Here is a 14,454-nt window from a genome sequence, read left to right on the forward strand (position 1 = left end):
CCAAATTTAGGAGTTATTAAAATTGACCATGCCTAAATGGTCTGTAATTTTTTTAGATGAATAAAATTCAAATGGTTGACCTAAAAGGTCAATATACCCAAATTAAAGATGCTGTAAATCTTTCTATCCAAGAGGTTATTGAAACCACAGCATTTATTAACGGCCCAAAAGTTCATGAATTTCAAAAAAATTTGGAACTGTATTTAAATGTTAAGCATGTTATTCCATGTGCTAACGGAACAGATGCTTTACAAATTGCCATGATGGGCTTGGGGTTAAAACCTGGCGATGAAGTTATTACCGCCGATTTTACCTTTGCCGCAACTGTTGAAGTGATTGCATTATTACAATTGACCCCTGTTTTGGTTGATGTTAATGAAGATGATTTTAACATTAATATCGAGGCTATTAAAAAAGCTATAACTCCTAAAACCAAAGCCATAGTGCCTGTTCATTTGTTCGGACAATGCGCTAATATGGAAGCGATTATGGAACTTGCGAAAGCTCATAATTTATATGTTATAGAAGATAACGCCCAAGCTATTGGCGCTAATTACACTTTTAAAAATGGCGAAAAAACAAAAGCCGGAACTATTGGTCATGTTGGCGCAACCTCATTTTTCCCTTCAAAAAATCTAGGATGTTACGGAGACGGTGGTGCTATTTTTACAAATGATGACAGTTTAGCACATACGCTCAGAGGCATAGTGAATCATGGTATGTATGAACGTTACCATCATGATGTGGTTGGCGTTAATTCCCGTTTAGATAGCATTCAAGCTGCCGTATTAAATGCCAAATTACCATATTTGAATGACTACAATAAAGCTAGACAAACTGCTGCAAAAAAATACAACAATGCTTTTAAAAACATGGATGCCATACTTACCCCAAAAGTCAGTAATGGTTGTTCAGAGATTTGTGATACATGCGATTGCCATGTATTTCATCAATATACGCTTAGATTAAAAGGTGTTGACAGAGACGCATTAGTTAAGCATTTAAATGAAAAATCTATTCCTTGTGGTGTTTATTATCCCATTCCACTTCATAAGCAAAAAGCATACGAAGATTCAAGATATGATGAAGCTGATTTTCCGGTAACAAATCAATTGGTTAAAGAAGTCATTTCATTGCCTATGCACACAGAATTAGATGATGAACAGATTGACTACATTACCTCAACAATTATAAGTTTTATAAATGGATAGAATATTAGTTACCGGCGGATTGGGTTTTATTGGTTCTCATACAGTCGTTGAATTGCAAAATGAAGGCTATGAAGTCGTAATCATTGATAATTTATCAAATTCTTCTCTAGATGTATTAGAGGGTATTACGTCCATCACTGGTAAAAAACCATTTTTTGAAAAATTGGATTTAAAAGATAAGGAACATGTTGAAGGGTTTTTCAAAAAACACGAAGATATAAAAGGTATAATCCATTTTGCTGCCAGTAAAGCAGTTGGTGAAAGTGTACAAGAACCTCTATTATATTATGAAAATAATATAAGTACCTTGGTTTATATTCTAAAGGAATTAAAAAAAATGTCTTCATCTAATTTTATATTTAGTTCGTCTTGTACAGTTTACGGACAAGCAGATGAATTACCAATTACTGAAAACGCTCCTATAAAGCCTGCAGAATCTCCATACGGAAATACCAAGCAAATAGGTGAAGAAATTATAAAAGACACTTGCAAAATAGCACCCAATATTAAAGCTATTGCGCTACGTTATTTTAATCCAGTAGGGTCACATGAATCTGCTAAAATTGGGGAATTACCCATTGGTGTGCCTCAAAATTTAGTGCCGTTTATTACCCAAACCGCTATAGGAATCCGAGAACAACTGTCTGTTTTTGGCAATGATTATCCAACACCTGATGGTACCTGTATTAGAGATTATATTCACGTAGTTGATTTGGCTAAAGCTCATGTTATAGCCTTAAAACGTCTTTTAGAAAACAAGCATAAATCCAATTATGAAACTTTCAATTTAGGTACTGGAAAAGGAAGTTCTGTATTGGAAGTCATTCATTCTTTTGAAAAAGTGTCTGGTGAAAAACTGAATTATAAAATCGTTGGTAGACGCGAAGGCGATGTTATTTCTGCTTATGCAGACACCAAGAAAGCCAATGATGAATTAGGCTGGAAATCAGAATTAACATTAGATGACGCTATGCGTTCTGCTTGGAAATGGGAACAAGTTGTAAGAGGAAAATAATATCTCATTACATAAAAAAGTGCAGCTAATAAATTAAATTAGCTGCACTTTTTTATTCCACAACTTTTTTCTTTTTGAAACTTAGTAATACAAGTATAATCATACCTGTTGTTACTGATAAATCTGCCATATTAAAAATGCCCGTTTTGAAAACGCCTCCTAAATCAATAAAGAAAAAATCGGTTACAGAACCATACACAATGCGGTCAAAAACATTCGCTATTCCACCACCAATAATACTTGAAAAAGCAAAAAGAGACAGGTTATCCAACAATTTATCTTTCAGAATATAACGCAACACAAATCCTAAAACAACAATTGGTAAAATAAGTAAAAAGATGAGTCTGAGTGTCGGATTTAAATCACTGCCCATACCTAAAAACGCACCCTCATTTTCAACATTCATCATTATGAATGCATCTCCAATTAATGATATGCGTTCACCACGCTGTATGGTTGTTTGCGGTTCTATATGAGCTCTGACAAGTATTTTGGACATTTGGTCAACGGCAATTGTCAACACAATTACAAATACAATATAGATAGAACGTTTAGATAATGTCATGTATCTTTTTTATTAAGACAAGGTTGCCGAAGTCGTTTCCGCATCTCTATAAATCTTCTTCACCAAACCTTGCAAAACGTTTCCAGGACCAACTTCTGTAAATAAAGTAGCACCGTCGTAAATCATTTGTTGCACAGACTGAGTCCAACGTACGGGTGCTGTTAATTGCGAAATTAAATTTGCTTTGATGTCGTTTTCATTAATGACAGCTTGAGCCGTTACATTCTGATAAATTGGGCAGTTTGGTTTACTAAACATGGTGTTTTCAATAGCCGCTGCTAATTCTTCCCTAGCTGGTTCCATTAATGGTGAATGAAAAGCACCACCAACAGGCAATACTAAAGCGCGTTTGGCTCCAGCTGCTTTTAAAGATTCGCAAGCTTTGTTAACAGCATCAATGTCGCCGGAAATTACTAGTTGACCTGGACAATTATAGTTTGCCGCAACAACAACACCTTCGGTTGAAGCACATATTTTTTCAACCATACTATCTTCCAAACCTAAAACAGCAGCCATCGTACTTGGCTGTAAATCACAAGCTTTTTGCATAGCCAATGCACGTTGGGAAACCAATTTCAATCCATCTTCAAAATTTAAAGTGCCATTGGCAACTAAGGCTGAAAATTCACCAAGGGAATGCCCCGCAACCATATCTGGCTTAAAACTATCTCCTAATGTTTTTGCTAAAATAACCGAGTGCAAAAATATGGCTGGTTGGGTTACTTTCGTTTCTTTTAGGTCTTCGGCAGACCCTTCAAACATAATATCTGTAATCCTAAAACCAAGAATATCATTAGCTTGTTCGAATAATTCCTTGGCGAAAGGTGAATTTGTATAAAGGTCTAAGCCCATTCCGGAAAATTGTGCGCCCTGACCTGGAAATATATATGCATTCATGTAGTTGTTTTTTAGTTGTGCAAAAATAAGAATTAATTATTATTAATGGTCTTAATTACTTTAGCAGGATTTCCTACAATAACAACATCATTTGGAAAACTTTTAGTAACAACGGCACCTGCCCCAACAACCGTGTTATTGCCTAAAGTCACACCCGGACAAATGATAGCACCCCCTCCAATCCATACATTATTACCTATGGTTATCGGTTTTGCGTATTCTTTACCACTGTTCCTTAATTTATGCTCTAAAGGATGTGTAGCCGTATAAATTTGAACGTTTGGAGCAAACATGCAATTATCGCCAATCGTTACGGTGGCTACATCTAAAATACAGCAATTAAAATTCATGAATACATTGTTTCCTACTTTAATATTACTACCATAATCACAATGAAACGGTGGTTCTACAAATAAGTTTTCTCCTGCTTCCTTAAAAATTTCATATAAAACTTTAGTACGTTCCTCCATGTATTCTTCACTCATGCTATTGAATTTATGGAACAATAAACGTACGCGATGGCGCTCTTTCATTAATTCTGGATCGGACGGATTATACATCCCACCCGCTAACATTTTTTGTTTTTCTGTCATACACTTAAATTTTATAAACCAACAATAGCTGCTTCAGCACAACGTTCGCCATCCATAGCTGCTGATACAATGCCTCCAGCATAACCACCACCTTCACCACAAGGAAATAAGCCTTGTATTTGAGGATGTTCTAGCTTTTCATTTCTTGGGATACAAACTGGCGATGATGTTCTAGATTCTACGCCGACAACATTAGCTTCTGAAGTATAATAGCCTTTCATTTTTTGTCCGAAAGCCTGAAACCCTTTCCGTAAATTACTTCCTATTAATTTTGGCAATAAGGAATGTAAAGGCGCAGAATTTAATCCTGGTTGGTAGGATGAAGGATTCAAATCTGTTGACAGTTTACCTTCCACGAAATCAGTTAAGCGTTGTGCTGGCGCCACTTGACTTCTGCCACCTGCCGTAAATGCCATTTTCTCTAAGTTTTTTTGGTATTCCAAGCCTTTTAATGCTCCGAAATGTTCATACTTATGTAAGTCTCTATCAACATTAATTTCGACCACAATTCCTGAATTGGCAAATAAATTATTTCGTTTAGAAGGTGACATCCCATTCACAACCACTTCGCCATTTGTCGTTGCGGCAGGCACAATGAATCCGCCCGGACACATACAAAAAGAATACACGCCACGGTCATTGACTTGCTGCACCAAACTATAGGAAGCCGCGGACAACAGTTCGTGACGCTTGCCTTCACAATGGTATTGAATGGCATCAATAATATGCTGTGGATGCTCCACCCGAACGCCCATGGCAAACGATTTGGCTTCTAAAGCAATCTCCTTTTTATGAAGTAAATAAAAAATATCCCTAGCCGAATGTCCTGTTGCCAAAATAACGCGGTTCACAGGCATTTCCTCGCCATTTTGCAATTGAATGGCTTGCAGCTTGTTGTTTTTTATAATGAAATCGGTAACACGGGTCTCAAAATAAATCTCGCCTCCATATTTCAAAATGGTTTCCCGAATATTCTGTACCACTTTTGGAAGTTTATTGGTACCAATATGTGGATGTGCATCGACCAAAATTTGGTCGGTAGCCCCGTGAAATACTAAATTTTCAAAAATACGGCGAACATCACCACGCTTTAAACTTCTGGTGTATAATTTGCCATCACTGTAAGTTCCTGCACCTCCTTCACCAAAACAATAATTAGAATCTTCATTTACAAAATGGTCTTGATTGATGGCTCTTAAATCACGCCGACGGTCTTGTACATTTTTGCCGCGCTCTAAAACAATAGGCTTAAAGCCTAATTCAATACAACGTAAAGCAGCATACATACCGGCAGGGCCAAAACCAATGATGTGAATAGCTTTTTCTTTTGAAACATCTTTATAATCGAATTTATAATCAGATGTTTTGGGCAACATTTCCCTAATATAAACAGCTACTTTATAGTTTAAAATAATTTTCGCTTTGCGTGCATCAATAGATTTACGAAGCACTTTTACGCCTGTAATATCTTCTTTATCAATATTTAAAGCTTGGGCCGATTTTATTACTAAAATATCGCTGCGTTCTTCTTCTTTAAGCGTTACACGAAGCTGTAGTTCTTCTATCATACCGCAAAATTACTGAAATTTAGGACATGCATTTGAAAAGAATTTGGAGATTAATTCGGTTCTATGTGTTACATAATTGTTCGAATTGATCAAACCTTCAATAACCCCCGAAATCCCCTAGCAGCATAGTAAGATTCCGCTCCATTGTGGTAAATAAAAACAGTTGCGTAGCGGTAATCCCCAAAAATAGCACCACCTAGTTTCCTTATATCATTGGGAGTTTTTAGCCAACTCGATGTTTTGGTATCAAAATTTCCGAGTTTTTGTAATGCTCTGTATTGTTCTTCGTTTAAAAGGTCAACACCCATGGCTGTTGCCAAATTTACAGCACTATCTGCTGGTTTGTATTCTTTTCTTTTTTCTAGTGCTTCATGGTCGTAACATACACTTCTACGCCCTTTAGGACTTTCTGCCGAACAATCATAAAAAACATACTCACCTGTTTTCATATCAAAATCAACAACATCAGGTTCTCCACCTGTTTTTTCCATTTCATTAAGCGACCAAAGTTTCTCAGGATTTGCTTCCAGTTTTGTTTGAACGTTCGCCCAATTAATATCTTTATGGCGGTTTATATTTTTTTCAAAACGTGCTTTTAAAATTTTTACAAGCTCTTGTGCTTGTTCTGGAGATAATGCTTTTATAGTTCCCAATTCTAGAATGTTTTTATTAAAATTTGGAAACTAAATTAGTAGAATTATTCTGTATAATCAAGAAACTATTGGTTTCTAACATAAGTGATGAATGAAAAATCATACTCGTTGTTCGCATCTTTTTCATGAAATTCATTGGTTATTTCTTTCCAAACAGTTATGTCTATTTCTGGAAAGAACGTATCAGCTTCAAACGCTTCGTGAACACGGGTTATTTCAATTTTATCGGCAATAGCAATTGCTTGTTTATATATTTCGCCTCCACCAATTACAAATGGCTGCGTGTCATTTTTCGCAATATTGATGGCATCTATTAGTGTATTTACAATAATAACGCCTTCTGGAGCTTTATAATTAGCTTGTCTGGTAATTACAATATGCGTTCTATTTGGCAATGGTTTCGGGAAACTTTCAAAAGTTTTCCTGCCCATAATGACATGATGCCCGTTAGTAAGTGTCTTGAAGCGTTTTAAATCGTCACTTAAATGCCAAATAAGATTATTGTCCTTACCAATGGCATTATTCTCGGCAGCAGCAACAATCAGGGTTAGTTCAGACTTTTTTTTTTCTAAACCTTCATGGCCAACTCCCTCTTCCAATTTTTGCTCCAATTCACCTATTCGTTCTTTTTGTTTAGACATTAGTTTTTGCAATTGCTCTTCTTCCCATGCCTTACCCATAAATTTATGGGTAATAAACACATTAAAAACATGATATAGCAATAAAAAAAGCCAAATTAAAATGGCAAATACAAACCAATTTTTACCAAATAAGGTCAAGCCTTTCCCAACACCGATGAAGACATTTGCAATGATTAAAAACACGGCTCCAATTAAAAAAACAACAAAATGAATGTATAACCTTTTCTTTTGTTTTATACGCTTTTGGGCATTTTTTAGCAGTTCTAATTGGTCTTTATCTATGTGCTGTGGCGCCCTACTATTTCCAAACATATTGTAATAATTATATCATGTAAAATTAATGCTTTTTAATGAGAACCCATCAATCCCAACCATGTTATCTTAAAAATTAAGATTATGTTAAAACATTTAAAATCAGATAAAAACAAAATTTATATTACTGACAATTCTACAATTTAATCAATAATTTTTTATTCAGTTAAGATTAATAAGAACTCATATTATCAAATTGATAATTCTTTGTTGGGATGTAGATTAATCTCTAAAGCTTAGGAAATTGTTTCCTAAATTTGCAATAACAAACAACACAACACATTATATTTATGGCTATTACAAAACAATATCTTAAAAGCAAACCTATTTGTAAAGTAACCTTTTCAATACTTGCTGAAGATGCTAAAAAAGTTGGACTTGCAGGAAGTTTTAATAAATGGAAAGCGACGCCTTTAAAAAAATTAAAAAATGGAACTTTCAAAGGAACTGTTGATTTAGATACCGAGAGTTCTTACGAATTTAAATACATTGTTGATGGCACTTATGTTAACGATGATGCTGCCGACAATTATGTATGGAATGATTTTGCCGCTGCTACTAATAGCGTTGTAAATGTTTAGTTGAATCCGAAAAATTAAACAAAAAAGTGCTTTCAAATGAAAGCACTTTTTTTATATGGCAACAGCTCCTTTTATATGCGGATGCGGATTATAATCTACCAACGTAAAGTCTTCAAATTTAAAATCGAAAATATCTTTAACTTCTGGATTTAATATCATTTTTGGCAATGGTCTCAGCTCCCTGGAAAGTTGTAATTCCAATTGTTCGTAATGATTGCTATATATATGTGCATCACCAAAAGTATGGATAAAATCACCTGCTTGGTAGCCACAAACTTGAGCCATCATCATAGTAAATAGTGCATATGACGCTATATTGAAAGGCACCCCTAAAAAAATATCAGCACTACGTTGATACAGTTGGCAAGACAGTTTTCCATCAGCTACATAAAACTGAAAAAAAGCATGGCAAGGTGGCAAAGCAGCTTTTCCATTTGCCACATTTTCACTGAAGGATTTCGAAGTATCTGGCAATACTGAAGGATTCCAAGCAGACACCAACATACGTCTGCTATTTGGATTTTTTTTCAACGTTTCTACTACTTCTTTTATTTGGTCAATGTCATCACTGTTCCAGTTGCGCCATTGATGTCCATAAACGGGACCTAAATCGCCATTTTCATCAGCCCATTCATTCCAAATACGAACGCCATTTTCGGTTAAATAATGAATATTGGTATCGCCTTTCAAAAACCAAAGTAATTCATAAACAATGGATTTTAAATGCAGTTTTTTGGTAGTTAGCATTGGGAAACCTTCGCTTAAATCAAATCGCATTTGGTAACCGAAAACACTTTTTGTACCCGTGCCGGTACGGTCTCCTTTTTCATTCCCATTTTCTAAAACATGCTTTACTAGGTCGTGATATTGCTTCATCCCATCTTCCGTCTTCCCAAATGGAAGAAACTATTTAAATTAAACTTTTTGAATGATTAAAAATATGAAAAAGTGACAACCCCTAATAGTTAGAGTTTCAAAATATATTACAAAGTTATTAACTAAGATTGACAAGATTCCTGCTTTTATAGGAATATATTACCCAATAATCATACCTGCAATCGTTGCGGAAATTAAAGAGGCAATGGTGCCGCCAAGTAAGGCCCTCATACCAAATTCCGAAAGGGTTTTTCGCTGTCCAGGTGCCAAAGAACCAATACCTCCTATTTGAATGCCTATGGATGCAAAATTGGCAAAACCGCATAGCATATAAGTAGCAATAATAATAGATTTCTCAAATTTTAGATGTGTAACACTGGCTACATTTTTAAGTTCTGCCAATTGAATATATCCCACAAATTCACTCGCCGCTAGCTTGATACCTAAAAGCTGCCCCATAAGTGCCATATCTTCTTTTGCTACTCCAATAATCCACATAAGTGGGGCGAAAATATAGCCTAAGATAAGTTCGAGGGACAGACTTTTATATACGGTGTGATTCAAAACCCAATCGTTGATAGTGGTAACATCACCAATCCAACCTAACATACCATTCATCATGGCTATAAAAGCGACAAAAACCAAAAGCATCCCACCAACATTAACCGCTAATTTTAGACCTTCGGTAGTCCCATTGGCTATAGCATCTAAAAAGTTAGTTCCAATAACGTCTTGCGAAACACTTACATCGTTATTCACTTCTTCGGTTTGTGGATATAATATTTTTGAAATGACAATGGCTCCCGGAGCTGCCATAACCGAGGCTGCTAAAAGGTGCTTTGCATAAAATAGTCTTAATTCTGGGTCTTCACCACCTAAAAAGCCTATATATGCAGCCAATACAGCTCCTGCAACTGTTGCCATACCACCAATCATAACCAATAGCATTTCAGACTTATTCATTTTTTCCAAATATGCCTTAATCAATAATGGTGCTTCTGTCTGACCTAAGAAAATATTACCTGCGACACTTAAACTTTCGGCTCCTGAAACTTTCAAGAATTTTGACAATAACCAAGCCATTGCTTTTACTACTTTTTGTATAATTCCTAAGTAAAAAAGAACAGATGTTAATGCTGAAAAGAATATGATGGTTGGTAATACTTGAAATGCAAAAATGTATCCAAATTTTTCTTGATCTACCACCAAACCTTCAAACAAAAATTGGCTTCCTGCTCTTGTGAATTCTAAGACACTTACAAATAGGCTTCCAACAAATTCGAATATGGTTTTAATAAATTCAACCTTTAAAACCCCGATGGCTATGAGTAATTGAAATGCAAGTCCCAAACCTACTATTTTCCAATCTATAGCCTTCCTATTTTTGCTGAATATATAAGCTATAAATATTAAAAAAACCATCCCTAAAATACCGCGCCATAAACTATCTATTGAAACCCCTTGACTTGGAATAATGGTGTTTTTTTCTGAAGATTGTGGAGTGCTTTGTGCCTCTTTATTTTGAAGTAAGATCGACTCAGTAGTATCTGAATTGACTAATGTTAATTGCGATTTGTCCCGTACTTGCTCTATTTCTGGAGTATCTTTTAGGCCTGGCTCTTGTGCTAATAGTGTTGATACACTAAATAAAATAACAAAAACAGACAAAAAAATATGCTTCATACGTTTTGAGTATTATCGCTTGGAAATTTCGTCCCTTATATGGGCCGCTTTTTCATAATCTTCGTTACTTACGGCTTCATCTAACAAATTATGGAGCTCTTCTAATGTTTTTGTTGAATAATTTTCTTTAGGTGTACTTGGCTCAAGATTAGTTTCTAATAATTCATCCATTAAAACGCTATTCTCATGTTCGTCTTCCTTCGGTTTTTTTGACTCCACTTTCAGATAAATGCCTGCCTTATCCAATATATTTTTGTAAGTAAAAATAGGAGCATCGAAGCGAAGTGCTAAAGCAATGGCATCGCTGGTTCTAGCATCGATAATTTCTTCAATTTTATCGCGTTCGCATATTAAACTGGAATAGAAAACTCCATCAACCAATTTATGGATGATGACCTGTTTGATGACAATATCAAACCTATCGGCAAAATTTTTGAATAAATCGTGAGTTAAAGGCCTTGGTGGTTTTATTTCCTTTTCTAAAGCAATGGCAATAGATTGGGCTTCAAATGCTCCAATAACAATAGGAAGCTTGCGGTCTCCATCAACCTCATTCAATATTAATGCATATGCACCATTCTGGGTTTGGCTATAAGATATCCCTTTTATATTTAATCTAACTAGACTCATAATTTATAAAAACGCAAAGAACTGTTTAAATTAGGACTTTACCAAACCGCCTGACGCAGATTTGTCTATAAAAACCGTATTTAACAGCCTTTTTTTGCTAATACAATTTATAAAAAATAATTTATTGTTGTGCTTTAAATGCTTTTAATTTTTCTACAAGCCGCGGAACCACTTCAAAAGCATCTCCAATTACACCATAGTCGGCCGCTTTAAAGAATGGCGCTTCAGAATCTGTATTAATAACCACCTTAACCTTTGAGGCGTTAATTCCTGCTAAATGCTGAATGGCCCCAGAAATTCCAATAGCTATGTATAAATTTGCAGCAACAGGTTTTCCTGTTTGTCCAACGTGTTCACCGTGTGGCCTCCAACCCAAATCTGAAACTGGTTTGGAACAAGCAGTAGCAGCACCTAAAACGGATGCCAATTCTTCAATCATGCCCCAATTTTCAGGTCCTTTTAAACCTCTCCCAGCTGAAACAACAATCTCAGCATCGGCTATACTTACTTTACCAGTTACTTTATCAACTGATTCTATGTTAATCCCTGATTCAGAAAGTGAAGGAGAAAATGCTTCGGCAGTAGCACTACCTGAAGATTCTACTAAACCGAACGAATTGTTTGAAACCCCAACTATTTTCACATCGGTATTAATTTGCGTAAACTCAAACGCTTTGTTTGTAAATGCGGTACGTTTAACCGTAAATGGGGATATATTTGAAGGTGCTTCAATAACATTGGACGCATAACCAGCATTAAGCTCTACTGCCAATAAGGGTGCTAAATACTTGCTATTGGCACTTGAGCCAATAATAACTACTTTAGTGCTTTCTTTTTCGGCAGCTTGTTTTATGATGTTTGCATAGATTTTGGCATTAAAATTATCCAACTGCGTATTGGTAACATTTAATACTTTATCTACACCATACATTGCTAATTGAGATGTATCATTAACATTCATTGCTATGGCTGTAACCGTCGTTCCCAATTGATTGGCAACTGCTTTGGCATAGGAAGCCACTTCAAAAGCTACTTTTTTAAATTTTCCTTGTTCTGATTCTGTATATACTAAAACTGACATAATCTTCTTGTTTTTTCATTCCCACGAAAGCGGGAATCTCATGATTTCATATTAACTTTATATTTTACCAAGCACCAAATTCCAATTATCCCGTCTTGAATTTGAAGTTTGTCTATCGAATCTAAATCACTTTCGCTTCGTTATGAAGTAAGTTTATTAATTCATCTAAATTATCTGGAGATACTAATTTAATAGCCCCTTTTGGTGCTGGTTTTTCAAATTTAGTGGAAGTAGTTTCAGCGTTGGCATCAATAGGTTCTAAAACATTTAATGCCTTTTGGCGTGCCATCATAATGCCTCTCATATTTGGTATGCGTAAATCGCTTTCTTCAACCAAGCCTTTTTGTCCACCAATGACTAACGGCAACGACGTAGAAAGTGTCTCTTTACCACCATCAATCTCTCTTATGGCTTTAACCGAAGTACCTTCAATTTCTAAACCAATACAATTGTTGATAAAATTAGCGCTTGTTAAACCTGCAATCATACCTGGCACCATCCCGCCATTATAATCAATTGATTCACGGCCTGCTATAACTAAATCGTAACCACCATCTTTCACCACATTTGCCAATTGTTTAGCTACTGAAAAACCATCCGTAGCAACCGTATTTACTCTAATGGCAGCATCTGCCCCTATCGCTAAAGCCTTGCGAAGTGTCGGCTCTGTTTCTGGTCCGCCAACATTTACAACAGTGACCGTTGCTCCTTGTTTTTCCTTAAACCACATGGCTCTTGTTAAACCAAATTCATCATTTGGGTTAATTACAAATTGCACTCCGTTGGTATCAAATTTGGTATTATTATCTGAAAAATTAATTTTTGATGTCGTGTCTGGCACATGACTTATGCATACAAGTATTTTCATTATCAATAATTTAAAGCATATTAATATTTTGTCTGTAATGGATATAACTAGCATAAAATAGCATATTACAACCAAATACAATCAACTTAAAGTCCATCAAAAATTTCATAGACTTTAAGCTACGAAGTTAATTATTTTATTCTAAATAATTATTATGCATGCATAATAAATTTAAATAATTCTTTTAAAAATAGTACACCTTTTATTCCTATTTTTGCAATTGAATTTACAAAAGGTATTCAAGATAAGTATTAAGAAATTCCTTTATTGGGGAAGATAAAATAAGCGAATGAAGACAATTCAATTTAGAGAAGCTATTTGCGAAGCCATGAGCGAAGAAATGCGAAGGGACGAAAGCATTTATTTAATGGGTGAAGAAGTTGCAGAATATAATGGTGCTTATAAAGCATCGAAGGGCATGCTAGACGAATTTGGAGCAAAACGAGTAATTGATACGCCTATTGCAGAACTTGGTTTTGCTGGTATTGCGATTGGCTCCACCATGACAGGCTGCCGACCCATTGTTGAGTATATGACGTTCAACTTTTCTCTTGTTGGAATTGATCAAATTATAAATAATGCTGCCAAAATAAGACAAATGTCTGGCGGTCAATTTAAATGCCCCATTGTATTCCGTGGACCAACAGCATCTGCTGGTCAATTAGGTGCTACGCATTCTCAAGCATTTGAAAGTTGGTTTGCCAATACACCTGGATTAAAAGTGGTAGTCCCCTCAAATCCTTATGATGCCAAAGGACTTTTAAAAGCGGCTATTCGTGACGATGACCCTGTTATTTTTATGGAAAGCGAGCAAATGTATGGTGATAAAGGAGAAGTTCCAGAAGGCGAATATGTTATTCCATTGGGAGTTGCAGATATAAAGCGTGAGGGTACCGATGTCACTATTGTCTCTTTTGGAAAAATTATTAAAGAAGCTTATATAGCAGCCGACGAATTAGCTAAAGAAGGTATTTCTTGTGAAATCATAGATTTGCGTACCGTAAAACCTATGGACAAAGAAGCTATCTTGAAATCAGTTAGAAAAACAAATCGTTTAGTCGTTTTAGAAGAAGCATGGCCTTTTGGAAATGTAGCTACTGAAATTACCTATATTGTACAGTCTGAAGCATTTGATTATTTGGATGCTCCCATTGTAAAAATCAATACCGCTGATACACCAGCGCCATACTCACCCGTTCTATTTGCAGAATGGTTGCCAAATAGCAAGGATGTTATTAAAGCGGTAAAAAAAGTTTTATATAAATAAAATAAAACATTTT

At 35.5% G+C, this 14,454-nt stretch carries 15 protein-coding genes; 4 read left to right on the top strand and 11 right to left on the bottom strand.

Annotated features, from left to right (window positions below):
- Positions 1 to 56 precede the first annotated feature (56 nt).
- Entirely contained in the window at positions 57 to 1,211 is a 1,155-nt protein-coding gene (locus CDH50_RS05180) for a DegT/DnrJ/EryC1/StrS family aminotransferase (RefSeq protein WP_100610867.1), read from the top strand.
- Complete coding sequence (galE, locus tag CDH50_RS05185; RefSeq protein WP_100610868.1) at positions 1,204 to 2,226, top strand: UDP-glucose 4-epimerase GalE; 1,023 nt, start codon at positions 1,204 to 1,206, stop codon at positions 2,224 to 2,226. The genes CDH50_RS05180 and galE overlap by 8 nt, the downstream gene beginning before the upstream one ends.
- A 52-nt stretch (positions 2,227 to 2,278) precedes the next feature.
- Here galE and lspA read toward each other — a convergent pair whose 3' ends face one another.
- From lspA to CDH50_RS05215, 6 genes are all read right to left on the bottom strand, one after another.
- Positions 2,279 to 2,791, bottom strand: a complete 513-nt coding sequence (gene lspA / locus CDH50_RS05190) for a signal peptidase II (protein ID WP_100610869.1) — start codon at positions 2,789 to 2,791, stop codon at positions 2,279 to 2,281.
- Between the two features lie 12 nt (positions 2,792 to 2,803).
- Entirely contained in the window at positions 2,804 to 3,688 is an 885-nt protein-coding gene (gene fabD / locus CDH50_RS05195) for an ACP S-malonyltransferase (RefSeq protein WP_100610870.1), read from the bottom strand.
- Positions 3,689 to 3,720: 32 nt separating this feature from the next.
- Positions 3,721 to 4,281, bottom strand: a complete 561-nt coding sequence (locus CDH50_RS05200) for a sugar O-acetyltransferase (protein WP_100610871.1) — start codon at positions 4,279 to 4,281, stop codon at positions 3,721 to 3,723.
- A gap of 11 nt (positions 4,282 to 4,292) precedes the next feature.
- Positions 4,293 to 5,849, bottom strand: a complete 1,557-nt coding sequence (locus CDH50_RS05205) for an NAD(P)/FAD-dependent oxidoreductase (protein WP_100610872.1) — start codon at positions 5,847 to 5,849, stop codon at positions 4,293 to 4,295.
- Between the two features lie 89 nt (positions 5,850 to 5,938).
- The gene (locus tag CDH50_RS05210) at positions 5,939 to 6,502 is read right to left on the bottom strand and encodes a DUF4256 domain-containing protein (protein WP_100610873.1); all 564 of its coding nucleotides are present in this window, start codon (positions 6,500 to 6,502) and stop codon (positions 5,939 to 5,941) included.
- 65 nt (positions 6,503 to 6,567) lie between these two features.
- Positions 6,568 to 7,455, bottom strand: coding sequence for a dihydrofolate reductase (locus tag CDH50_RS05215; protein WP_100610874.1), 888 nt, complete (start codon positions 7,453 to 7,455; stop codon positions 6,568 to 6,570).
- 290 nt (positions 7,456 to 7,745) lie between these two features.
- Here CDH50_RS05215 and CDH50_RS05220 point away from each other — a divergent pair, with 290 nt between their 5' ends.
- Positions 7,746 to 8,036, top strand: a complete 291-nt coding sequence (locus tag CDH50_RS05220; protein WP_100610875.1) for an isoamylase early set domain-containing protein — start codon at positions 7,746 to 7,748, stop codon at positions 8,034 to 8,036.
- A 51-nt stretch (positions 8,037 to 8,087) separates the two neighbouring features.
- Here CDH50_RS05220 and CDH50_RS05225 read toward each other — a convergent pair whose 3' ends face one another.
- The 5 genes from CDH50_RS05225 to CDH50_RS05245 form a co-directional block, all read right to left on the bottom strand.
- On the bottom strand, positions 8,088 to 8,912 hold the full coding sequence (locus CDH50_RS05225) for a thymidylate synthase (RefSeq protein ID WP_100610876.1): 825 nt from the start codon (positions 8,910 to 8,912) through the stop codon (positions 8,088 to 8,090).
- A 159-nt stretch (positions 8,913 to 9,071) separates the two neighbouring features.
- On the bottom strand, positions 9,072 to 10,595 hold the full coding sequence (locus CDH50_RS05230) for a NupC/NupG family nucleoside CNT transporter (protein ID WP_232731965.1): 1,524 nt from the start codon (positions 10,593 to 10,595) through the stop codon (positions 9,072 to 9,074).
- Between the two features lie 12 nt (positions 10,596 to 10,607).
- Positions 10,608 to 11,225: a bifunctional nuclease family protein gene (locus CDH50_RS05235; RefSeq protein WP_100610877.1), complete on the bottom strand. Its 618-nt coding sequence runs from the start codon at positions 11,223 to 11,225 to the stop codon at positions 10,608 to 10,610.
- Between the two features lie 121 nt (positions 11,226 to 11,346).
- Positions 11,347 to 12,306 (bottom strand): electron transfer flavoprotein subunit alpha/FixB family protein, encoded by a 960-nt coding sequence (locus CDH50_RS05240; protein ID WP_100610878.1) that lies wholly within the window; start codon positions 12,304 to 12,306, stop codon positions 11,347 to 11,349.
- Positions 12,307 to 12,427: 121 nt separating this feature from the next.
- Positions 12,428 to 13,174: an electron transfer flavoprotein subunit beta/FixA family protein gene (locus CDH50_RS05245; RefSeq protein WP_100610879.1), complete on the bottom strand. Its 747-nt coding sequence runs from the start codon at positions 13,172 to 13,174 to the stop codon at positions 12,428 to 12,430.
- A gap of 289 nt (positions 13,175 to 13,463) precedes the next feature.
- Between CDH50_RS05245 and CDH50_RS05250 the strand changes: the two genes are divergently transcribed.
- Positions 13,464 to 14,441, top strand: coding sequence for a pyruvate dehydrogenase complex E1 component subunit beta (locus CDH50_RS05250; protein WP_100610880.1), 978 nt, complete (start codon positions 13,464 to 13,466; stop codon positions 14,439 to 14,441).
- The last annotated feature ends 13 nt before the right edge of the window (positions 14,442 to 14,454 follow it).

Origin of the sequence: Confluentibacter lentus (assembly GCF_002806995.1) — a bacterium.
Taxonomy (GTDB): domain Bacteria; phylum Bacteroidota; class Bacteroidia; order Flavobacteriales; family Flavobacteriaceae; genus Confluentibacter; species Confluentibacter lentus.

What these genes read in the sequence shown, in the direction of transcription:
- CDH50_RS05180 (WP_100610867.1), top strand. Translation starts at nt 57, where the DNA reads ATGAATAAAATTCAAATGGTTGACCTAAAAGGTCAATATACCCAAATT.
- galE (WP_100610868.1), top strand. Translation starts at nt 1,204, where the DNA reads ATGGATAGAATATTAGTTACCGGCGGATTGGGTTTTATTGGTTCTCAT.
- lspA (WP_100610869.1), bottom strand. Translation starts at nt 2,791, where the DNA reads ATGACATTATCTAAACGTTCTATCTATATTGTATTTGTAATTGTGTTG.
- fabD (WP_100610870.1), bottom strand. Translation starts at nt 3,688, where the DNA reads ATGAATGCATATATATTTCCAGGTCAGGGCGCACAATTTTCCGGAATG.
- CDH50_RS05200 (WP_100610871.1), bottom strand. Translation starts at nt 4,281, where the DNA reads ATGACAGAAAAACAAAAAATGTTAGCGGGTGGGATGTATAATCCGTCC.
- CDH50_RS05205 (WP_100610872.1), bottom strand. Translation starts at nt 5,849, where the DNA reads ATGATAGAAGAACTACAGCTTCGTGTAACGCTTAAAGAAGAAGAACGC.
- CDH50_RS05215 (WP_100610874.1), bottom strand. Translation starts at nt 7,455, where the DNA reads ATGTTTGGAAATAGTAGGGCGCCACAGCACATAGATAAAGACCAATTA.
- CDH50_RS05220 (WP_100610875.1), top strand. Translation starts at nt 7,746, where the DNA reads ATGGCTATTACAAAACAATATCTTAAAAGCAAACCTATTTGTAAAGTA.
- CDH50_RS05225 (WP_100610876.1), bottom strand. Translation starts at nt 8,912, where the DNA reads ATGAAGCAATATCACGACCTAGTAAAGCATGTTTTAGAAAATGGGAAT.
- CDH50_RS05230 (WP_232731965.1), bottom strand. Translation starts at nt 10,595, where the DNA reads ATGAAGCATATTTTTTTGTCTGTTTTTGTTATTTTATTTAGTGTATCA.
- CDH50_RS05235 (WP_100610877.1), bottom strand. Translation starts at nt 11,225, where the DNA reads ATGAGTCTAGTTAGATTAAATATAAAAGGGATATCTTATAGCCAAACC.
- CDH50_RS05240 (WP_100610878.1), bottom strand. Translation starts at nt 12,306, where the DNA reads ATGTCAGTTTTAGTATATACAGAATCAGAACAAGGAAAATTTAAAAAA.
- CDH50_RS05245 (WP_100610879.1), bottom strand. Translation starts at nt 13,174, where the DNA reads ATGAAAATACTTGTATGCATAAGTCATGTGCCAGACACGACATCAAAA.
- CDH50_RS05250 (WP_100610880.1), top strand. Translation starts at nt 13,464, where the DNA reads ATGAAGACAATTCAATTTAGAGAAGCTATTTGCGAAGCCATGAGCGAA.